This window comes from Brevibacterium samyangense (genome assembly GCF_039529845.1).
Lineage (GTDB): Bacteria > Actinomycetota > Actinomycetes > Actinomycetales > Brevibacteriaceae > Brevibacterium > Brevibacterium samyangense.
In genome coordinates, this window is sequence record NZ_BAAANO010000018.1 from 43,535 (window position 1) to 64,819 (window position 21,285).

16 protein-coding genes are annotated in these 21,285 nt (G+C 68.9%); 9 read left to right on the plus strand and 7 right to left on the minus strand.

The genetic code is table 11. The features are described 5' to 3' along the window. The first annotated feature begins 63 nt into the window (after positions 1-63). From ABD172_RS10085 to sucB, 3 genes are all read left to right on the plus strand, one after another. Positions 64-1,575 (plus strand): leucyl aminopeptidase, encoded by a 1,512-nt coding sequence (locus ABD172_RS10085; protein ID WP_344309264.1) that lies wholly within the window; start codon positions 64-66, stop codon positions 1,573-1,575. A 192-nt stretch (positions 1,576-1,767) separates the two neighbouring features. Next, complete coding sequence (lpdA, locus tag ABD172_RS10090) at positions 1,768-3,159, plus strand: dihydrolipoyl dehydrogenase (protein ID WP_344309266.1); 1,392 nt, start codon at positions 1,768-1,770, stop codon at positions 3,157-3,159. 16 nt (positions 3,160-3,175) lie between these two features. Further along, positions 3,176-4,939, plus strand: a complete 1,764-nt coding sequence (gene sucB, locus ABD172_RS10095) for a 2-oxoglutarate dehydrogenase, E2 component, dihydrolipoamide succinyltransferase (RefSeq protein WP_344309268.1) — start codon at positions 3,176-3,178, stop codon at positions 4,937-4,939. A gap of 88 nt (positions 4,940-5,027) precedes the next feature. On the opposite strand, the gene ABD172_RS10100 is transcribed toward sucB, so the two are convergent. After that, positions 5,028-5,462 carry a hypothetical protein gene (locus ABD172_RS10100; RefSeq protein WP_344309269.1) on the minus strand — a complete coding sequence of 145 codons (435 nt, stop codon included), beginning with the start codon at positions 5,460-5,462 and terminating at the stop codon, positions 5,028-5,030. Between the two features lie 551 nt (positions 5,463-6,013). Between ABD172_RS10100 and lipB the strand changes: the two genes are divergently transcribed. From lipB to ABD172_RS10115, 3 genes are all read left to right on the plus strand, one after another. Beyond that, a complete protein-coding gene (gene lipB / locus ABD172_RS10105) occupies positions 6,014-6,682 on the plus strand; it encodes a lipoyl(octanoyl) transferase LipB (protein ID WP_344309271.1) in 669 nt (222 codons plus the stop codon). A gap of 73 nt (positions 6,683-6,755) precedes the next feature. Next, entirely contained in the window at positions 6,756-7,802 is a 1,047-nt protein-coding gene (lipA, locus tag ABD172_RS10110; RefSeq protein WP_344309273.1) for a lipoyl synthase, read from the plus strand. Between the two features lie 63 nt (positions 7,803-7,865). After that, positions 7,866-8,603 (plus strand): DUF4191 domain-containing protein, encoded by a 738-nt coding sequence (locus tag ABD172_RS10115; RefSeq protein WP_344309275.1) that lies wholly within the window; start codon positions 7,866-7,868, stop codon positions 8,601-8,603. A 153-nt stretch (positions 8,604-8,756) separates the two neighbouring features. On the opposite strand, the gene ABD172_RS10120 is transcribed toward ABD172_RS10115, so the two are convergent. Then, entirely contained in the window at positions 8,757-9,212 is a 456-nt protein-coding gene (locus ABD172_RS10120) for an RDD family protein (RefSeq protein WP_344309277.1), read from the minus strand. Positions 9,213-9,446: 234 nt separating this feature from the next. On the opposite strand from ABD172_RS10120, the gene glnA reads away from it, so the two are divergent. Both glnA and ABD172_RS10130 read left to right on the plus strand, forming a co-directional pair. Further along, complete coding sequence (gene glnA, locus ABD172_RS10125; RefSeq protein WP_344309279.1) at positions 9,447-10,871, plus strand: type I glutamate--ammonia ligase; 1,425 nt, start codon at positions 9,447-9,449, stop codon at positions 10,869-10,871. Positions 10,872-11,040: 169 nt separating this feature from the next. Next, positions 11,041-12,489: a mycothione reductase gene (locus ABD172_RS10130; protein ID WP_344309281.1), complete on the plus strand. Its 1,449-nt coding sequence runs from the start codon at positions 11,041-11,043 to the stop codon at positions 12,487-12,489. A 129-nt stretch (positions 12,490-12,618) separates the two neighbouring features. On the opposite strand, the gene ABD172_RS10135 is transcribed toward ABD172_RS10130, so the two are convergent. The 4 genes from ABD172_RS10135 to glgA form a co-directional block, all read right to left on the minus strand. Then, positions 12,619-13,053, minus strand: coding sequence for a hypothetical protein (locus tag ABD172_RS10135; RefSeq protein WP_344309282.1), 435 nt, complete (start codon positions 13,051-13,053; stop codon positions 12,619-12,621). 140 nt (positions 13,054-13,193) lie between these two features. Further along, positions 13,194-13,910 carry a response regulator transcription factor gene (locus ABD172_RS10140; protein ID WP_344309284.1) on the minus strand — a complete coding sequence of 239 codons (717 nt, stop codon included), beginning with the start codon at positions 13,908-13,910 and terminating at the stop codon, positions 13,194-13,196. Positions 13,911-13,984: 74 nt separating this feature from the next. Continuing rightward, on the minus strand, positions 13,985-15,484 hold the full coding sequence (locus ABD172_RS10145; protein WP_344309286.1) for a sensor histidine kinase: 1,500 nt from the start codon (positions 15,482-15,484) through the stop codon (positions 13,985-13,987). Between the two features lie 47 nt (positions 15,485-15,531). Further along, positions 15,532-16,716 carry a glycogen synthase gene (glgA, locus tag ABD172_RS10150; protein WP_344309288.1) on the minus strand — a complete coding sequence of 395 codons (1,185 nt, stop codon included), beginning with the start codon at positions 16,714-16,716 and terminating at the stop codon, positions 15,532-15,534. 205 nt (positions 16,717-16,921) lie between these two features. On the opposite strand from glgA, the gene glgC reads away from it, so the two are divergent. Next, positions 16,922-18,190: a glucose-1-phosphate adenylyltransferase gene (gene glgC, locus ABD172_RS10155; protein ID WP_344309290.1), complete on the plus strand. Its 1,269-nt coding sequence runs from the start codon at positions 16,922-16,924 to the stop codon at positions 18,188-18,190. Between the two features lie 46 nt (positions 18,191-18,236). Here glgC and ABD172_RS10160 read toward each other — a convergent pair. Beyond that, positions 18,237-21,285 (minus strand): bifunctional [glutamine synthetase] adenylyltransferase/[glutamine synthetase]-adenylyl-L-tyrosine phosphorylase (locus ABD172_RS10160; RefSeq protein ID WP_344309291.1); only part of this gene is annotated, 3,049 nt, incomplete at its 5' end.

Below are 21,285 nucleotides of genomic sequence, written 5' to 3' on the forward strand. Positions count from 1 at the left end.
CGGAAACCCGGGAGGCATAGGATCGAAGCGAAAACCCGCACCCGGTCACAGGAAAGGACCTGCATGTCCTCCTCTCTTCTCCCCTCCGCTTCCTCCACGGCCCCGGCCCGGGCGAAGGCGGACGTCCTCGTCGTCGCCGTGAGCAGCGGTGACACCCTCACCGTCCACGGTGACTTCACCGCTGCCACCTCGAAAGCCCTCGTCGCGGCCGCCGGCGCGGTCGACTTCAGCGGGAAGGCGAACTCCCTCGCCCGGATCCCCGCGGTGCCCGGTCTTGCAGCCTCCTCGGTCCTCCTCGTCGGACTCGGCGACCTCTCCCCCGCTGCCCTCCTCGCGGACGACCCGCTCGACCTCGGCTCGGCGGCCGCCCTCGAGGTGCTCCGCCGCGCGGCCGGGACCGCGCTCCGGTCTCTCGGGGAGGGCGCCTCGGTGGCACTCGCGTTCCCGACCGCGGAACCGGCAGCCGCCGAGGCGGTCGCCACCGGCGCAGCCCTCCGCGCCTACCGCTTCACCGAGTACCTCTCCGACGGGGAGTCGAAGGCCCCGGTCGCCACCATCGAGGTCCTCACGACGAAGAAGAACGCGGCTGCGGTCGAGCGCGGTGCGATCGTCGCCGCCGCCGTCGCGCGGACCCGTGATCTCGTGAACACCCCGCCGATCGACCTCTACCCCGCGTCCTTCGCCGACGCGGTCTCGTCGCAGGCGAAGGGTCGGAAGGTGAAGGTGACGGTCCTCGACGAGGCCGCTCTCGTCGCGGGCGGGTACGGGGGCCTCATCGGGGTCGGTCAGGGCTCGGCCCGCGGACCGCGCCTCGTGAAGGTCGAGTACGCCCCGCGCAGGTCCGCCGGGCACCTCGCGCTCGTCGGCAAGGGCATCACCTTCGACTCCGGTGGCATCTCCCTCAAGCCGGCCGCCTCGATGGAGGACATGAAGTCGGACATGGCGGGTGCCGCCGCTGCGGTCCAGACGGCGTTCGCCGCGCACGACCTCGGACTCCCGGTCAAGGTCACCGCCTGGCTCTGCCTCGCCGAGAACATGCCCGGCAGCAGCGCTTCGCGTCCCTCGGACGTCGTCCGCATCTACGGCGGGAAGACCGTCGAGATCACGAACACCGATGCCGAGGGCCGGGTCGTCATGGCCGACGGTCTCGTGGCCGCCCAGGAGGAGCACCCGGATCTCCTCGTCGACATCGCCACCCTCACCGGTGCCCAGGTCATCGCACTCGGGAACCGCGTCTCCGGTGTCATGGGCACCGACGACGCACGAAACCGCGTCGTCCTCGCGGCCGAGGTGTGCGGCGAGCAGTTCTGGCCGATGCCGATCCCCGAGGAGATGCTCGCGGGCTTCTCCTCGAACGTCGCGGACCTCAAGAACGCCGGCAAGCGTCCCGGTGGCATGCTCGCCGCCGCGGCCTTCCTGCGCGAGTTCGTCGAGTCCGATCAGGAATGGGCCCACCTCGACATCGCCGGACCGGCGTTCAACACCGACGGCGCGTGGGGCTACACCCCGGTCGCCGGCACCGGCGTCCCCGTCCGTACTCTGCTCGCTCTCGCGGAGTCCATGGCGGCCTCCTGACCCCCGGGTCCGTGGCCCGCTCCGCAGGCAGGAGCGGGACGGGGACCGCCGTTGCCGGACGGTCCCCGTCGGCCCTGCTGCCGTGTGACCGCCGACGCATCCGACTGTTGGAACAATTCGGACGAATAGTGGAAAGATGGGGACAAAGTGTCGACGACCGGCACTCTCCGCACTCGTAACGAGGAGAAATCCGTGACTGATTCGGTAAACACGTACGATCTCGTCATCCTGGGCGGTGGCACCGGCGGTTACGCTGCTGCGCTGCGCGCCTCCCAGCTCGACATGAAGGTCGCGCTCATCGAGCGGGACAAGGTCGGCGGTACCTGTCTGCACCGTGGTTGCATTCCGACCAAGGCCCTCCTGCACGCGGCCGAGGTCGCCGACACCGTCAAGGACGCCGCCGGTTTCGGCGTCAACGCCGAACTGCTCGGTATCGACATGGAGAAGGTCGTCGCCTTCAAGCAGGGCATCATCGATCGCAACTACAAGGGCCTCCAGGGACTCGTGAAGGCCCGCGGCATCGACTACATCTCCGGTGAGGGCAAGCTCGTCTCCCAGGACACCGTCGAGGTGACGAACGACGAGGGCACCCTGCAGGTGACAGGCAAGGCGATCGTCCTCGCGACCGGCTCGACCTCGAAGACCATCGGCATCGACATCCGTGACCGCGTCATGACTTCCGAGCAGGCCCTCGAGTACACCGAGGTCCCGGAGTCCGCGATCGTTCTCGGCGGCGGTGTCATCGGCGTCGAGTTCGCCTCGGTCTGGGCCTCCATGGGCTCCAAGGTCACGATCGTCGAGGGTCTCCCCCACCTCGTCGCGAACGAGGACGAGGCGATCTCGAAGGCGCTCGAGAAGGCCTTCAAGAAGCGCAAGATCGACTTCAAGCTCGGTGCCATGTTCGACTCCGTCGAGCAGGATGCCGACGGCGTCCACGTGAAGCTCCAGGACGGAACCGTCATCGACGCCTCGGTACTCCTCGTCGCCGTCGGCCGTGGCCCGGTCACCGCCGGCTTCGGCTTCGAGGAACAGGGCATCCCGATGGACCGTGGCTTCGTCCTCGCGAACGAGCGGCAGCACACCGGCGTCGGCAACATCTACGCGGTCGGCGACATCGTCCCCGGCCTCCAGCTCGCCCACCGCTCGTTCGCGCAGGGCATCTTCGTCGCCGAGGAACTCGCCGGCATGAACCCCGCGCCGATCATCGAATCCGGCATCCCGCGCGTCACCTACTGCGAGCCGGAGATCTTCTCCGTCGGTCTCACCGAGAAGCAGGCAGTGGAGACCTACGGTGCCGAGAAGATCGAGAAGGTCGAGTACCCGCTCGGCGGCAACGGCAAGTCCACGATCCTCAAGACGACCGGCTTCATCAAGGTGGTCCGTGAGAAGGACGGCCCGGTCGTCGGCATCACCGGTATCGGTGCGCGCCTGAGCGAGCAGGTCGGCGAGGCCCAGCTCATCGTGAACTGGGAGGCCTTCCCCGAGGAGGTCGCCGCTCTCGTCCACGCGCACCCGACCCAGAACGAAGCCATCGGCGAGGCCCACCTGGCACTCGCCGGCAAGCCGCTGCACTTCCACAACTGATCCGAGGAAGAGAATCATGTCGAACACCGTGAACATGCCGGCCCTCGGCGAATCCGTCACCGAAGGGACCGTCACCCGCTGGCTCAAGAACGTCGGTGACACCGTCGAGGTCGACGAACCGCTCCTCGAGGTCTCCACCGACAAGGTCGACACCGAGATCCCCAGCCCCTACGCGGGCGTCGTCGAGCAGCTCCTCGCGGAGGAGGACGACGAGGTCGAGGTCGGCGGCGCACTCGCCGTCATCGGTGACGGGTCCGGCGAGTCCGCCGCTCCCGCCGCCGAGGAAGCGCCTGCCCAGGAGGAGGCACCTGCCCCGGCCGCCGAGGAAACCCCCGCTCCCGCCGAGGAGGAGTCGGCTCCCGCCGCCGCTCCCGCGTCGTCCGAGGACGCCACCGACGTGACGATGCCGGCTCTCGGCGAGTCCGTCACCGAGGGAACCGTCACCCGTTGGCTCAAGGCCGTCGGTGACACCATCGAGGTCGACGAACCGCTCCTCGAGGTCTCCACCGACAAGGTGGACACCGAGGTCCCCTCCCCCGTCGCCGGTACGATCCTCGAACTCCTGGCCGAGGAGGACGACGAGGTCGAGGTCGGCGCCGTGCTCGCACGCGTCGGAACCCCGGGCTCCGCTCCCGCCTCCGAGGCGCCGGCACCCGAGTCCGCACCGGAGCCCGAGCCCGCACCGGAGCCCGAGCCCGCACCCGAGCCGGAGCCGACTCCTGAGCCGACCCCCGAGCCCGAACCGGCCCCGGAGCCGGAGCCCGCTCCGGAACCGGAACCGGCCGCCGAGGCACCGAAGCCGGCCGCATCGAGCATCCCGCAGACCGTCGCGGACAACTCCGCGTACGTGACGCCGCTCGTGCGCAAGCTCGCGAAGGACAAGGGTGTCGATCTCTCCACCGTCACCGGCACCGGTGTCGGCGGTCGCATCCGGAAGCAGGACGTGCTCTCGGCCGCGGCGAACGCTCCGCAGGCACAGGCCCCGGCAGCTGCTCAGGCAGCCGGCACCTCGGCCCCCGCCCCGTTCAGGCTCGAGATCCCGGAGGAGGTCGCGAAGCTCCGCGGCACCACCGAGAAGGCCTCGCGGATCCGGCAGACCATCGCGACCCGCATGCGCGACTCCCTGCAGAACTCCGCCCAGCTCACGCAGACGATCGAGGTCGACATGACCCGCGTCTCGAAGCTGCGCAAGGCGCACAAGGACGCGTTCGCGGCCAAGCACGGCGTCAAGCTCACCTACCTCCCGTTCTTCGCGAAGGCGATCGTCGAAGCACTGCAGCTCCACCCGAAGGTGAACGCCCAGTACGACGTCGAGTCCAAGCAGATCACCTACTTCGACCACGAGAACCTCGCGGTCGCGGTGGACACGCCGCGCGGCCTCCTCGTCCCGGTGCTCAAGAACGCCGGAGGCATGTCGATCGCGGAGATCGCCAAGGGTATCGACGATCTCGCGACGAAGACCCGCGACGGCAAGATCGCTCCAGATGATCTGTCCGGCGGTACCTTCACGGTGACGAACATCGGTTCGGTCGGCGCGCTCTTCGACACGCCGATCATCAATGCTCCCCAGATGGGCATCCTCGGCACCGGCGTCATCACCCGGCGTCCGGTCGTCGTCAAGGGGCCGGACGGGGACGAGACCATCGCGATCCGCGACATGGTCTACCTGCCGCTGTCCTACAACCACGAGCTCGTCGACGGTGCGGATGCAGGTCGCTTCCTGCAGACCATCAAGGCGCGTCTCGAGGACGGCAACTTCGAGGCCGACCTCGACCTGTGATCGCCTGATCACCGACCGGTCGGCTCACGCCTCCCGATCATGGGTCCCGTGAGGGGCGGAGGGTTCTTCCCTCCGCCCCTCACGGCGTTCACGGCTCCAGGACCTCGTGGACCCTCCACCCGTCGTCAGCGAACTGCAGGCGGAACACGAGCCTGGTGCTCTCCCGGTTCTCCGATGTCCCACTGACGAGAACCCCCTCGACCTCCGCACGATCGGCCGCGGGCCGTTCCGTGCGCTCGACGACGAGGTCGAGGACGACGTCCGTCCCACGGAAGTGTTCGACCGCAGCGGGGTCCTCGGCCGCAGCAGCCGGAGAACCGGGAATCGTGAGTCCCGAGAGGGCCGCCGCGTCGCCGGTTTCGTACGCCCGTTCCCGTGCCGCCGTGAGCGCGAGCAGGGCCGCTGCCGGATCCGCCTCGGGTGCGGTAGCTCCTGGGCCGCCGGCCGGCCGGTCGTCATCGGACGCATCCGCCCTCTGCTCCGTGCCCGCCGTGCCGGCCCCGGTGACGGGCGCGGGCGGCACGGTCCCCGCACCACCGCGGTCCCGCGGGTCGCCGGGAACGAGGAGTAGCGCACCCGCGACCGCGAGGCCGGTACCGACGAGGACGAACGGCAGGAGGGCACGCCACCGCTCGCGCGCCTCGGCCCGTCGACAGTCACGCCGGGCCGTCGGTGTGCGTCCGCCCCGAGTGTGCGTCGAGGAAGCAGTACCCCGTGCATTCCCCCGACGGCGGCGGCGCCCGCGCCGAGCGGGCGCGCTTCCACGCCCACGACGTTCCGTCTGCCGGCCGGATCGTGCGCCACTCCGCGGCCGCCGGGCACCACGGGCTTCTGTGACGTCACTCACGAGCGCGCGCGTCCCGGCACGCAGAGCAGCGATCGGCGAGTCCGACATGAGGACCACCCTCCAGCGAAGTTCGATGTCGTTTGATTGCGTTTGATGCCATCAAAGCACGTATGCGGTCGCGGCGGAAGACTCCCTGGCCTCCCGAGTAACGCCACACCCGTTCCCCCGCCGTTTGTATGCAAACGGGTGGAGTTGAATACAGGAAGGCGGAGTTCTAGCGTGACGGCATGACCTTCGTCGTCGAACACCTCGGCTTCTCCCCCGATCTCGTTCCCTACACGGACGCCTGGGACCGGCAGAAGCGCTATCACCAGGACGTCCTCGACGGCCGGCGCGAGTCGACACTCCTCGTCCTCGAGCACGAGGAGGTGTTCACCGCCGGAAAGCGGACCGAGTCCCATGAGCGCCCGACCGACGGCGCTCCCGTCATCGACGTCGACCGCGGGGGAAAGATCACCTGGCACGGCCCCGGCCAGCTCGTCGCCTATCCGATCTACCGCCTCGCCGATCCGAAGGACGTCAAGCTCTACGTCCACCAGATCGAACAGGCCGTCATCGACCTGTGCGCCGAATACGGCATCACCGCCACCCGGGTCGACGGGCGGGCGGGAGTGTGGCTGCGTGGAGCAGCTGCACCCACCGCCTCCGGACTGCCCACGTTCCCCGCCCCCGACCGCAAGATCGCCGCGATCGGGATCCGGATCCACGAGGGCGTGGCGATGCACGGCGTCGCCGTCAACTGCTCCAACGCCCCGCAGGGCTTCGACTCGATCGTGCCCTGCGGGATCGCCGACGCCGGGGTCACGACCCTCTCGACGGAACTCGGACGCACCGTCACCCCCACCGACATCGCTCCCCGTTTCATCGAGCTCCTGCAGACGCACATCACCGCCTGACCGCCTTCCGGGCGTCCACCACCGACGGCCCGGGCACCACGGGCGACACCGACACCCCAGGAGGGCCCACCTCATGACCATCGCACCCGAGGGGCGCAAGCTCCTGCGCGTCGAATCGCGCAACTCCCAGACCCCCATCGAGGCCAAGCCCACGTGGCTCAAGGCGAAGGCGAAGATCGGTCCCGAGTACTCCGAGCTCAAGTCGCTCGTCCGCGGAGCCTCGCTCCACACCGTCTGCGAGGAGGCCGGCTGCCCGAACATCTTCGAGTGCTGGGAGGACCGCGAGGCCACCTTCCTCATCGGAGGCGAACAGTGCACCCGCCGCTGTGACTTCTGCCAGATCGACACCGGCAAGCCTGCGGACTACGACGCGGACGAGCCGCGCCGCGTCGCCGAATCGGTCGCGACGATGGGCCTGCGCTACTCGACGATCACCGGCGTCGCACGCGACGACCTCCCGGACGGCGGGGCGTGGCTCTACGCGGAGACCGTCCGTCTCATCCATGCGATCGAGCAGGCCGACGGGCAGCGGACCGGGGTCGAGCTCCTCATCCCGGACTTCGACTCGAACGACGACCAGCTCGCGGAGGTCTTCTCCTCCCGCCCCGAGGTGCTCGCCCACAACGTCGAGACCGTCCCCCGGATCTTCAAGCGGATCCGCCCCGGCTTCCGTTACGAGCGTTCCCTCTCCGTCATCACGAAGGCCCGCGAGGCCGGCCTCGTGACGAAGTCGAACATCATCCTCGGCATGGGCGAGACGAACGAGGAGGTCGTCGAGGCGCTGCGCGACTTCCGCGAGGCCGGCACCGACATCGTCACGATCACGCAGTACATGCGTCCTTCGCCGCGCCACCACCCCATCGACCGCTGGGTGAAGCCACAGGACTTCGTGGAGCTCCGCGACGCCGCCGAGGAGATGGGCTTCCTCGGAGTGATGTCCGGCCCCCTCGTCCGGTCCTCGTACCGCGCGGGCCGACTCTGGGCACAGGCGATGAAGGCCAAGGGCCTCGAGATCCCGGCCGAGCTCGCCCATCTCGACACCGATTCGCCGGCCCGACAGGAGGCCCAGGCGGTCGTCGACACCTTCGGAAGCGGCGAGGAGGTAAAATTCTCGGGTTGATGCTGCGCGCGGAGCTCCGCGACACGCATCCCCGACCCCCATCCGCCACGATCGAGCGAGAGCATGTCTGAAGACTCCAAGCCCCGCCGCGGCTTGTTCAACCGCAAGCCGAAGGACCCCAACAAGGCACCCGGCCGCCTGGCCCAGATGAAGCAGGTCTTCACGCTGGCCCAGAAGGAATACCCGCAGACGGCCTGGCTCATGGCCGCCGCCGTCCTGGGAGGCGCCGCCCTCGGTGTGCTCGTGGGACTGCTCATCGGTGCGATGTGGCTGTGGATCATCCTCGGTGTCATGGCCGGCGTCCTCGGCGCGATCTGGATCCTCGGACGCTTCGCCGAGACCGCCGCGTTCTCGCAGCTCGAGGGCCAGCCCGGTGCCGTCGGTGCCGTGCTCAACACCGCCCGTCGTGGCTGGCTCATGGACGAGGAGCCCGTCGCCGCGAACCCGAAGACACGTGATCTCGTGTTCCGGTCGACCGGGCGCGGCGGCATCGTGCTCGTCTCCGAGGCGCCGGCCGGCCGCGCGAAGAAGATGCTCGCACAGCAGAAGTCGCGCCACGAGCGTCTCTTCCCCGGCGTTCCCGTGCACACCATCCAGTCGGGCAACGGCGAGGGACAGGTCCACATGAAGGCCGTCCGTCGTGAGGTCGAGAAGCTCCCCAAGGCACTCGGCAAGCCGGAGGTCCTCGAGCTCCGCCGCCGCCTCAAGGGACTGGGCTCGCTCACCTCGCGCGCACCCATCCCGAAGGGCATGGATCCGAACCGGGCCCGCCCGGACCACCGGGCACTGCGCGGGAAGTGAGCCGCGGTCCGAGCCACGCACTTCTCGTCCCGACTCGGGACGTCCCGAACGCCGGAGGCCCTCACCACCCGAGTGGTGAGGGCCTCCGGCGTTCCCGGGAGTTCCCGAACACGTGCGCGGTCGGCTCCGCGTGAGCTCCGAGGGGGCGTCGGATCAGCGGTTCCGCACGATGACGGTGCGGCCTGCGATGTCGTGGAACCCACGGTGGTCGGCGTCGTACACGACCGCCGGCAGAACGAGCATGAGGAGCAGGGTCCGCACCGTACCGTGGGCGAAACCGGGGGCTCCTCCGCCGAGGCGCCGCACCGACAGCCCGAACAGCCGGTGCCCGAGGGTGGTCCCCAGCAGGGACACGAGGAGCACGTTCTCGAGGAAGAAAGCCACGAGCACGGCGACGTTGAACCACATCGAGTCGTACGGCACGAACAGCACCGCGATGAGGGAGCACGCGACCCAGTCGACGATGAGCGCCCCGAAACGACGACCGAGCGGAGCCCGGGAACCGGGCCCGCTCTCGGGTAGTCCGATGCGTTTGCCGGGCCACGAGCCCTCGGGCAGGGATGTGCGGGGGCCCTCGAGCCAGGACCCGAGGTCTTCTCTGTCGATCACACGCTCCAGGATATCGGTCGCACCCCGCAGAACGCCCGCCGGGCACCCGCTCCGCACACCGAGCGGACGTGATCCGCGAAACATTCCCGAAACAATGAAGACATGAAACATTCATCCGTGAAAACTACTGTCGCCGGTGACGTGGATCCGACTTCAGGACATTCCGCCACCGGACTGTGATCGAAGACGCCGGTCCTCACCGTCTCCCTGTCCACTCAGACGCCAGGAGCCACCTTGTTCACGACCCCCTCCGAACTCACCGCGTTCATCAAGGAGAACGACGTTCAGTTCGTCGACATCCGCTTCACCGACCTGCCGGGCCAGGTCCAGCACTTCAACCTCCCCGCCTCCGCGTACGACGAGGAAGCGATCGAGGAGGGCCTGCTGTTCGACGGCTCGTCCATCCGTGGTTTCCAGACCATCAACGAGTCGGACATGAAGCTCCTCGCGGACGTGACCACCGCGTACATCGATCCGTTCCGTGAGGCGAAGACCCTCGTGGTCTTCCACTCGATCGTGGACCCCTTCACCGACGAGCCCTACTCGCGCGATCCCCGCCAGGTCGCGGCGAAGGCCGAGGCGTACCTCAAGTCGACCGGTATCGCGGACACCGTGTTCTTCGGCGCGGAGGCGGAGTTCTACCTCTTCGACAACATCCAGTACCAGAACGAGCCGGGCCACTCCTTCTACAAGCTCGACTCGATCGAGGCCGCGTGGAACACCGGCCGCGAGGAGGTCGGCGGCAACCTCGGTTACAAGACCCCCTACAAGGGCGGCTACTTCCCGACCGGCCCGCAGGACCACTTCGCGGACGTCCGTGACGCCATCTCCCTCACCCTTCAGCAGGTGGGCTTCGAGGTCGAGCGTGCGCACCACGAGGTCGGCACCGCCGGTCAGCAGGAGATCAACTACAAGTTCAACTCCCTCAAGCACGCGGCCGACCAGCTGCTCAACTTCAAGTACATCGTGAAGAACGTCGCCCTCGACTTCGAGAAGTCGGCGACCTTCATGCCGAAGCCGATGTTCGGCGACAACGGCTCCGGCATGCACTGCCACCAGTCGCTGTGGAAGAACGGCGAGCCCCTCTTCTACGACGAGAACGGCTACGCAGGACTCTCCGACCTCGCACGCTGGTACATCGGCGGCCTCATCGAGCACGCCGGTTCCGTCCTCGCCTTCACGAACCCGACGCTCAACTCCTTCCGTCGTCTGGTTCCCGGCTTCGAGGCGCCCGTCACCCTCGTGTACTCGGCCCGTAACCGTTCGGCCGCGATCCGCATCCCGATCACCGGTTCCTCGCCGAAGGCCAAGCGCCTCGAGTTCCGCGTGCCGGACCCGTCGTCGAACCCGTACCTCGCGTTCTCGGCGCAGCTCATGGCAGGCCTCGACGGCATCAAGAACCGCATCGAGCCGCCGGCACCGGTGGACAAGGACCTCTACGAGCTCCCCGCCGCGGAGCTCAAGGACATGAAGACCGTGCCGAACTCCCTCGAGGACGCCCTCGTCGCGCTCGAGAACGACCACGACTTCCTCACCGCCGGCGATGTCTTCACCGAGGACCTCATCGAGACCTGGATCGCGTACAAGCGTGAGGCCGAGATCGACGTCGCGCGCCTGCGCCCGACCCCGACCGAGTTCGAGCTCTACTACTCGGTCTGATCGTTCGCCGCAGGGTGCCGCCCGCTCGGTCCCTGCGCGTCCCACTGCGGCCCCGGACTCCCCGTCCGGGGCCGCAGTGCATTCATCTCGTCGCTGCACCCACGGCGTGGCTCCCCGACCGGCGGACGTCACACCGCCGCCGGTGCGGTGTCCGCCTAGACTTCGGGACATGACCCACTACGACCTCCTCGTTATCGGCACCGGTTCCGGGAACTCGATCGTCGACGAACACTTCGATTCCCAGAAGGTGGCCATCGCCGAGGCGCACCTCTTCGGCGGCACGTGCCTCAACGTCGGCTGCATCCCCACGAAGATGTTCGTGAAGACCGCGGACCTTGCACGCACCGCCTCCGCCGCACACACCGCCCGTTTCGGCCTCACCACGTCGTTCTCCGCCGCCGACTGGCCTGCCATCCGCGACCGGGTGTTCGGCCGGATCGACCCGATCGAGGCCGGCGGACGTGACTACCGCACGAATCGCCTGCCGAACGTCACGGTGTACCCCGAGCACGTGCGGTTCACCGGACCGCGGACGGTCGTCACGGACTCGGGGGCCGAGATCACGGCCGACAGGATCGTCATCGCGGCCGGTTCGCACGCACACGTCCCGGAACTCCCCGGTCTCGACGCCGCTCGTGTCGACTCCCCCGGGTACCCGGTCGCCACCTCGAACTCGATCATGCGGATCGACTCCCTCCCCCGGAGCCTCACGATCATCGGAGGTGGGTTCATCGCTGCCGAGTTCGCGCACGTCTTCTCCTCACTCGGCGTCGACGTCACCGTGCTCGTCCGCGGAGACCATTTCCTCTCGCACGCCGATTCGACCGTCTCGGAGCGCTTCACCTCGGCCTTCGCCGCGGCCCACCACGTCCGGACCGGTACCTCGGTCACCGCACTCGAGGTCACCGGTGCCGGGGTGCACGTGACGACCCGTACGTCGGACCGCGGCACCGGGAGCCTCACGAGCGATATGGTGCTCCTCGCCACCGGCCGGGTCCCCTCGCTCGAGGGCCTCGGCGTGGACAGGGCCGGGTTCGACACGACCGAAGGGCGCCTCGCCGTCGACGACCGTCAGCGCGTGCTCGCGGGCGGCACACCGGTTCCCGGCGTCTTCGCCCTCGGTGACATCTCCTCGCCCTACCTGCTCAAGCACGTGGCGAACCACGAGGCACGCGTCGTCCGGGCGAACCTCCTCGCCGATATCGCCGCCGGTGCGCCGGGCGCCGCCGAGGCCGCCGATCTCACGGTCGTGAATCACCGTGCCGTGCCCTCGGCCGTGTTCTCGGACCCCCAGGTCGCCACAGTGGGACTCACGGAGGAGCAGGCGGCTGCGGCCGGCGTCGACTACACGGTCAAGGTCCAGGAGTACGCGGACGTCGCGTACGGATGGGCACTCGAGGACAGGATCGGTTTCGTCAAACTCCTCGCGGACCGGCGGACGCGCCGGCTGCTCGGTGCCCATATCGTCGGCGACGACGCCTCCATGTTGCTCCAGCCCCTCGTGCAGGCCATGAGCTTCGATCTGCCCGCCGACCGCATGGCGAAGGAACAGTATTGGATCCACCCGGCACTGCCCGAGGTCGTCGAGAACGCCCTCCTCGGACTCGAGTTCGACTGACCGTCGGTGCCTGCCGAGCGTTCCGCGGCGAGGGCCGGGCACCATTCCCGGTGCCCGGCCCTCGGGGTCGACGGTGGTCCGGTGGACCGCCGACACTATCGGCGTACGCACCGACCGTGTCAGTGAATCTCAGTCGTCGTCATCGTCATCGTCATCGTCATCATCGTCGCCATCGTCATCATCGTCGTCCGAGTCCGCCGCAGGTGCCTGCGGTGCAGGAGCCACCTGTTGCGGTTTCTGGGGTTTCGGTTCGGGTTCCGGTTCCGGTGCGGGCACCTGGAGGCTTGCACTTCCCCCGCCACCGGTGCTCCCACCGCCGGGGCCGTTCCCTGCGCCGGTGTCCCCACCGGCAGGTGCGGACGGAGCGGGCGCCCCGGTCGTGGGCGCGCCCGTGTCACCCGTCGGACCGGGTGAGGTCGTCGGCTCCCGGACCGTAGGGGCTCCCGTGGTCGTCGAGTTCGCGACGACGGGTTCGTGCGAGATCTCCGGTCCGCTCGACATCGATACCCACAACCCCGTCGCCGCGAGGCCGGCGAGGACGATCGCGCCGATCGAGATGAGCATGCGCACGGGTCCACCTGCTTCCTGTTGCGTTCGTCATGGCCGGCGGTTCGGTCTCCGCCGTCCGGCCGTCGTCCACGGCCCCGGGATTCAAGTCTGCCCGTGCCCGGTGAACCGGTCATGAGCGTCGGATGAGAACGTTCTCATCCGACCGGTGACAGCACGGGGTCACGGGGCATCCGGTAGCCGAGGCCGCGCACGGTCTCGATCGCGTCGTGCCCGAACTTCTGTCGCAGATAGCGCACGTACACCTCGACGACGTTCGACTTCCCGTCGTAGTCGTAGCCCCACACCTCGTCGAGGATCTGTGCGCGTTCGAGCACGACCGCCGGATTGCGCACGAACAGTTCGGCAAGGGTGAACTCCCGGGCCGAGAGATCGATGATGTGGTTCCCGATCGTCGCCTGCCGGGTCCGGACATCGAGCACGAGAGCGCCGTTGCGTAGTTCCGGCTCCCCGACAGCGGCATGGCCGCCCGTGGCCGGTCCGGGCGAGGCGACGGCGGGTTGCAGCCGCAGTTCGACACGGGCGACGAGTTCGGACACCGCGAAGGGCTTGGGGATGTAGTCGACGGCTCCCCCGGTGAGCCCGTGGACGGTGTCCTCGCTCGAGTCGCGCGCCGTGCACATGATGACGGGCGTCGGGTTCTTCGATTCCCGGAGGGCCGCGAGGATCGCGAACCCGTCGATCGTCGGCAGGCCGACGTCGAGGATCACGAGGTCGTACCCGCCGTGGAGCGCCGACTGCAGGGTGAACATGCCGTCCGCGGCGATGTCCGAGGTGTGGCCCGCCTTCGTGAGGCCCTTCGCGATGAAACGGGCGATGTTCTCCTCGTCCTCCGCGATGAGGATGTGTGCCATGACTTCGGTACCTTTCGAATGGTCGACCACGGGAAGGCCGGGGTCAGCTGCGGGCTGGGCATGGGGTCGGATGGTCAGGGACGCTCGGGGAGCACCGCGGGGGCGGCCGTGGGAGCCGGCGGACCGTCGGGAACGACGATCGTGAAGGCCGCACCGTGACCCGGGACGGACTGGAGTTCGGCCCACCCTCCGTGGGCCTCCGCGATCGCCTGCACGATCGACAGGCCCAGCCCCGAACCGTCCTTGTTACGGGACGTCGAGCCGCGGTGGAACCGTTCGAAGATGTGGGCCTGTTCCTCGTAGGCGATGCCCGGACCGTCGTCGACGACGCGGAACAGCGCAGCCGACCCGACTTCCGGGCGTCCGTGCACCTGCGAGGTGAACATCACCGAGATCGAGATCGTCGAGTCCGCCGGCGTGTATGTCACCGCGTTCTTGCACAACTGCAGGAGTGCCTGTTCGATCCGCTGTCGGTCGACGACGACCTCGCGATCGGTCGACGTGGCCGTCTCGATCGTCTGCGGCCCGAGGCCCGCGGCCTTCGCCGCGACCTCGGTGATGATCGCCGCCGAGGAGGTGGGTGCCGGCGCGATGAAATCCCTTCGCTGCGCCTTCGCGAGGAGGGAGAGGTCCTCGACCATCCGATTCATCCGGTCGACCTCGTCGAGTGTGAGGGTCCGGGTGTCGACCACGTCGGTCGGGTCGTCCTCGTCCATGACCTCGAGATTCCCGCGGATGATGGTGAGAGGAGTGCGGAGCTCGTGGCTGAGGTCCGACATGAACCGACGCTGTTCCGTGATCCCGTCCTCCACCCGGTCCATCATCGCGTTGAAACTCGCCCCGAGGCGATCGATCTCGTCGCCGTTACCGGTGAGTTCCGCACGGGCCCTGAGGTCGTTCGTGTGGGCCCGCCCCGCGAGCTCGGTGATCCGGTCCAGCGGTTTGAGCAGCCGGGACATGACGGCGTGCCCGACGACGGCGACGAGCACGAGCGTGAGCAGACTCACCGCGACGTACAGCCACAGGTTCCGCCACACCTGTCCGTAGAAGTACCCGATGTCGTTGACGATGACCATGTAACCCTGACTCGGGTCACCGGGAACCGTCACGGGAACGACGGCGATCCGGACGAGGGAACCGCGCGAGTCCTCGAGCTGAGCCGACTGGGTGCGGGTGGGGTCAGCAAGGGCGAGTGCGTGTTCGACGAGGACCGGATCCTCGATGTCGATCGCCCGTTCGGCGGCCGGTGGGACGTACACGAGCCGGCCGTCGATGATCGCACCGAAGCTCTCGCGGGTGCTCGGGACGTCGGAGCTCATCACCTCGAAGAGCAGTTCGTCGACGCTGCCGAAGGTCCGGCCGTCCGGGCCCGAGGCGATCGTCTGGAGGTCGTCGATCTCGTCGAGGATCTCGGCGTCGGCCCGTTCGGACACCGCGACACCCTGGAGGCCGAATGTGATCGCTCCGGTGAGTGCGAGACCGAGAGCCGTCGCCGCGAGGACGACGAAGAGGGTGCGACCGCGGAACGAGAGGGCGAAGGCGCGCAGTCTGCGGCTGGTGGCACGGGGCGACATGCGCGCCACGCTATCGACCGGATGTGAGGCCACGATGAGAGCCGCGTTCAGCTCAGGAGCGACGCGTACACCTCGACGGTGTCACGTCCGATGCGCTCCCAGGAGAACGACTCGACGGCGCGGCGCAGGCCGGCCCGCCCCATCTCGGCCGCTCGGGTGGGGTCGGAGACCATCCGGGTGAGCGCCTCGGCGAGGTCGTGGACGAAGACCTCCGGATCCCGTGGGGTGCCGGTGCCGTCGTCGACCTGGTCGATCGGCACGATGATCCCGGTCTCGCCGTCGAGCACGACCTCGGGGATCCCACCGGTCCCGGTTCCGACGACGGGGGCTCCGCACGCCATCGCCTCGAGGTTCACGATCCCGAGTGGTTCGTAGACGCTCGGGCACACGAAAGTGGTGGCGTGGGTGAGGATCTGGGTGAGTTTCTGCCGCGGCAGCATCTCGGAGATGAGGATGACGCCGTGGCGGGTCTCCTGGAGGTCCGCCACGAGTCCGGACACCTCGGCGGCGATCTCGGGGGTGTCCGGAGCGCCGGCGCACAGGACCACCTGGACGTCCTCCGGCAGCAGGGCAGCCGCCCGGAGGAAGAACGGCAGGCCCTTCTGGCGGGTGATACGACCGACGAACACGACGCTCGGTCGATCAGGATCGATGCCGTACTCGACGAGGGCGCTCGTGTCCTCGTTCGGCTGCCACGCGGCGGAGTCGATGCCGTTGTACACGACCCGGACCTTCGCCGGATCGACCTGCGGATAGGCCCGGAGAATGTCCCGGCGCATGCCCTCGGACACCGCGATGATGCCGGTCGCTCCCTCGTAGGCGGTCCGCTCGGCCCAGGACGACAAGGCGTACCCGCCGCCGAGCTGCTCGGCCTTCCACGGTCGCAGGGGTTCGAGGGAATGTGCGGAGAGCACGTGCGGGATGTCGTACATGAGCCCGGCGAGGTGCCCAGCCATGTTCGCGTACCAGGTGTGGGAGTGCACGAGGTCGGCACCCTCGATCCCGGCGATCATCGAGAGATCGACACCGAGCGTGCGGATCGCGGGGTTCTGATCGGCGAGGGCCTCGAGGTCCGGGTACCCGCGCGCGTACGGCTCCTCACGGGGACCCCCGAAGGCGTGCACGCGGACGTCGATGAGGCGGGAGAGGACTGCGGAGAGTTCGGCGACGTGCACGCCCGCACCTCCGTAGACCTCGGGCGGGAATTCCTTCGTCACGATGTCAGTACGCACAGGTCGATCCAATCACAGGGCGGGGACAGCGGCCAGGCCTCCCGAACGCATGGACATCCGCCTCTCACGAGCAGAAATGTCACGAGCTGTTCTTTCGGAGGTACTAGGGTGAGCATAGGCTGGACATGACCGGGATCACACACCGGTCACGTCGCTCGGCCGCACACCACCCGGTGACCGCACCACGTTTGGGGGAACAACCAGAATGCGCGATCTCAAGATCCTGTCGATCGTCCTGGCCGGTGGTGAGGGCAAACGCCTGCAACCGCTCACGCACGACCGCGCGAAACCCGCCGTCCCCTTCGCCGGGTCGTACCGCCTCATCGACTTCGCGCTGTCGAACCTCGTCAACTCCGGATTCCGTGAGATCGTCGTCCTCACGCAGTACAAGTCCCATTCGCTCGACCGCCACATCTCCGAGACCTGGCGGTTCTCCTCGCTCCTGGGCAACTACATCGCCTCGGTCCCCGCGCAGCAGCGCGTGGGCAAACGCTGGTTCCAGGGCAGTGCGGACGCGATCTTCCAGAGCCTCAACCTCATCTACGACGCCCGCCCCGACATCGTCGTCGTGGTCGGCGCGGACCACGTCTACCGGATGGACTTCCGGCAGATGATCGAGGCGCACGTCGAGTCCGGTCTCGCCGCCACCGTCGCCGGCGTCCGGCAGCCGATGGCACAGGTGAAGCAGTTCGGCGTCATCGAGACCGTTCCCGGTTCGCCCGCCACGATCGACCGGTTCGTCGAGAAGCCCGACACCACGGCCGGTCTGCCCGACTCCCCCGACGAGTTCCTCGCCTCCATGGGCAACTACGTGTTCGACGCCCGTGCCCTCGTCGACATGGTGATCGAGGACTCGCGGGACGAGTCCTCGAATCACGACATGGGCGGCAACATCATTCCCGCCTTCGTCGAACGCGGTCAGGCCGGGGTGTACGACTTCGCGCACAACGTGATCCCCGGGGGGCACTCCACGGATCACGGCTACTGGCGTGATGTCGGCACGATCGATTCCTTCTACGACGCGCACATGGATCTCATCGCCCCGGTGCCGTCCTTCGACCTCTACAACCTCCGCTGGCCGATCTTCACGCGCCAGCACGTCCTGCCCCCGGCGAAGTTCGTCCACGACGTCGATCGGCAGCCCGGGCGCGCAGTCGACTCGATCGTCGGTGCGGGTGTCGTGATCTCCGGCGGGTACGTCGAGGGGTCGGTCGTTTCCCAGGGCGTCACCGTCGACTCCCTCGCCGCCGTGTCCTCGTCGATCCTCATGGACCGGGTCCGGATCGAGCGCGGAGCCCGAGTGCACCGTGCGATCCTCGACAAGAACGTCGTCGTGCCCCCGGGCGAGACCGTCGGCCTCTTCCCCGAGGTGGATCGCCGCCGCGGTTACACCGTCACGGACTCGGGGCTCACCGTGGTCCCGAAGAACCACGTCGTCGGTGACGATCCGCACGAGGCGCACCCCGGATGGTGACGGTCGCCGCCGGCGGAGTCGGGCCCGGGCGTGAGGCGCGAGCGACTCACTCGAGCCCGTAGAACACGCGTTCCATGACCTTCCGGGCGCGCCGTGTGGCACCGAGGTAGTCCTCCCGCAGTGTCCCCCCATTGCCCGCGGGGTACCCCATGAGCCGTGCCGTGGCCTCGAGCTCGCCCATATCGGCCGGGAGGCTCTCCGCGGTCCGCCCCCGGTGGAGCATGACCGCGGCCCGCACGCGGGTCGCGAGGGTCCAGGCCTCGGTGAGGATCTCCGCGTCGTCGGAAGCGAGCAGTCCGAGTTCGGCAGCGACCGTGAGCGCTTCGAGGGTCCTGGTGGTCCGCAGCGCCGGGTGCGCGTGCGCATGCCGCAGCTGGAGCAATTGTGCGCACCACTCGACGTCCGAGAGACCTCCCCGACCGAGTTTGAGGTGCAGGCGGGGATCCGCGCCCCGCGGAAGGCGCTCGTTCTCCATCCGGGCCTTGAGGGTCCGCATCTGCCGCACCGAGGCCTCCGGCACCTCGGCGGGATACCGGAGGGGGTCGACGAGGGCGAGGAAGTCCTTGACGAGAGGCTGGTACCCGGCGATGAGTCGGGCCCGCAGGAGCGCCTGCGCCTCCCAGGGCTCGGACCAGCGCGTGTAGTACCCGCGGTATCCCTCGAAGGTCCGGACGAGAGGCCCGTTCTTCCCCTCGGGGCGCAGATCCGCGTCGAGTTCGATCCCGAGGGACACACCGGCCCGCCCGAGTTCCGCCGCGAGTGTCATCGCCACCGTCCGGACGTGCGAGGCGAGACGGGACCGCTGCTCGGCCGGCAGGTCCGGATCGTGGGCCCGGTAGACGTACATGACGTCGGCATCGGAGAAGTACCCGATCTCCGCACCGCCGAGCCGGCCCATCGCGACGATCGCGAACTCGTAGGCGGGGACGTCCGCACGTCCGTCGAGGCCCACCCGCACGGCGCGGAGCGCGCCCGCGATCGTCCGGTCCATCGCCCGCGACAGCAGCGCCGGGGTCTCCCCGCGTTCGACGATCCCGAGGATCTCGCCCATCGCGGTGCGCAGCACCTCGCGGGTGTACATGGCCCGCAACGGCTCCACCGCCGAGGCACCGTGCCGGGTGAGCAGGGACTCGACCTCCCGGTCGAGCGACGCGTCCGACCGCGGCTGCAGGAGCGGGGGATCGTCGAGCCACGCGGTGGACGCGGGATTGTGGAGGAGCAGGTCCGAGGCGAAGTGCGAGAGCGAGAGGATCCGGGCGAGCGAACGGGCCGCGTTCCCGGAGTCGCGGAGCATCCGGACGTACCAACCGGATCCCGACAGCGAGTCGGAGAGCCGCCGGAACGAGAGAAGCCCGGCGTCCGGGTCGACCCCGGACGAGAACCAGTCGAGCATCGCCGGGAGCACCTGGCGCTGCACATTGGTCGCCCGTGACACCCCCGAGGTGAGTGCGGCGATGTGACCGAGCGCGGTCGCCGGATCACGGTATCCGAACGCGGCGAGCCGCTCGCGTGCACTCTCGGGGCGCAGTCCCCCGTACTCGTGTCCGGCCGCCACATCGAGGATCGGGCGGTAGAAGATCTGTTCGTGGAGGGCACGGACCCGGATCGCGTGCCGCTCGCGGTCGGCGAGCAGACGAGCGGCGGACCGGTCCCCGGACGGGTAGACACTCCGGGCGAGGACCCGGAGTTTCTCGTCCTGGACGGGGAGCAGTGCGGTGCGCTGCATGCGCGGGATCTGCAACCGGTGTTCGACCACGCGGAGGAACCGGTACGCGGCATCGAGTTCGGCACGGTCCCGGGTCCCGATGTAGCCGCGGGCGCCGAGGTCGTCGAGCGCCACGAGAGTGGTCGTCCGCCGGATCGCCGGATCGTCGTGCCCGTGGACGAGTTGGAGGAGTTGGGCCGAGAACTCGACGTCCCGCAACCCGCCGGGACCGAGCTTGATCTGCCGGTGCGCGTCCTTCGACGGGATGAGATCGACGACGCGCAGCCGCATGGCCCGGACCTGCGCGATGAATCCCGGTCGTTCCGAGGCCCGCCACACGAGTGGGTGCAGGGCCTCCCGCCACGCATTTCCGAGTGCGGCGTCGCCGGCGATCGGGCGAGCCTTGAGAAGAGCCTGGAACTCCCAGTTCTCCGCGATCGAGGCGTAGTAGTTCTCGAACTCGTCGAGTCGCCGCACGAGCGCACCGGCCTTCCCCTCCGGGCGCAGAGCGGCGTCGAGTTCCCACAGGGCCGGTTCCGTCACGGCCGGGTCGGCACCGACCGCGCTCACGGTCTCGGCGAGTCGGGAGGCGAGTCGGGTCGCCACCGCCTCACCCTCCGGAGTGGGGTCACCCGAGACCGGTGCCCAGCAGTACACGACGTCGACATCGCTCACGTAGTTGAGTTCGCGCGCACCGCACTTCCCCATGCCGATGACCGCGAGTCGCACGGTTCCGGCGTCCGCGACCTCGGCCCGGGCGACCGCGAGCCCGGCGTCGAGCACGGCAGCGGCCATGTCGGAGAGTGCCGCCGTGACATCCCCGACGACCGCCGTGGGCTCCGAATGGAGGACGTCATCCGCGGTGACCCGCAGGAGCAGGTCACGGTACGCCCACCGCAGGGTCTGCACCCCGGATCCGCCGGTGAGCGACGCGACGGGCGCGGCACTGTCGGGATCCGCACCGACGGCGCGCAGCAGGTTCTCCCGCAGCGACGCGGGCGCGGCGTCCGGGGTGCCGAGCAGGAGGTGGTCGGCCTCGGGGGCCACGGCGAGGAGATCGAGCGAGGAGGGGTTCCGTTCGAGGTGTTCGCACAAGGCCTCGGAGGCACCGACCACGGCGACGAGCCGTCCGAGGAACTCGGGATCCGCGTCGCACAGCTCGGCGACCCGGTCCCGTCGCCCCCCGGCCGCCTGGGACTCCGCCACCCGGAGGACCCGGAGGGCGGCCGCGTCCGGATCCGCGGCCCGGGCGAACCAGCGCAGCCGCGAGGTGTCGAACAGGGCCTCGATACCGACCGCGTCGACCGCCTGCCGGAGGAACCTGCGGGACCGTGCCTCGTCGACGAAGACCGGCACCGCACGGGGTGTGGGCAGGGCACCACCGACGGGC

Bases quoted from the DNA above. Each gene is read 5' to 3' on its own strand.
- lipB (WP_344309271.1), top strand. From the start codon at position 6,014: ATGACCTTCGTCGTCGAACACCTCGGCTTCTCCCCCGATCTCGTTCCC.
- sucB (WP_344309268.1), top strand. From the start codon at position 3,176: ATGTCGAACACCGTGAACATGCCGGCCCTCGGCGAATCCGTCACCGAA.
- ABD172_RS10145 (WP_344309286.1), bottom strand. From the start codon at position 15,484: ATGTCGCCCCGTGCCACCAGCCGCAGACTGCGCGCCTTCGCCCTCTCG.
- ABD172_RS10135 (WP_344309282.1), bottom strand. From the start codon at position 13,053: ATGCTCATCTCGATCGGCGCGATCGTCCTCGCCGGCCTCGCGGCGACG.
- glgC (WP_344309290.1), top strand. From the start codon at position 16,922: ATGCGCGATCTCAAGATCCTGTCGATCGTCCTGGCCGGTGGTGAGGGC.
- ABD172_RS10115 (WP_344309275.1), top strand. From the start codon at position 7,866: ATGTCTGAAGACTCCAAGCCCCGCCGCGGCTTGTTCAACCGCAAGCCG.
- ABD172_RS10130 (WP_344309281.1), top strand. From the start codon at position 11,041: ATGACCCACTACGACCTCCTCGTTATCGGCACCGGTTCCGGGAACTCG.
- ABD172_RS10140 (WP_344309284.1), bottom strand. From the start codon at position 13,910: ATGGCACACATCCTCATCGCGGAGGACGAGGAGAACATCGCCCGTTTC.
- ABD172_RS10085 (WP_344309264.1), top strand. From the start codon at position 64: ATGTCCTCCTCTCTTCTCCCCTCCGCTTCCTCCACGGCCCCGGCCCGG.
- lipA (WP_344309273.1), top strand. From the start codon at position 6,756: ATGACCATCGCACCCGAGGGGCGCAAGCTCCTGCGCGTCGAATCGCGC.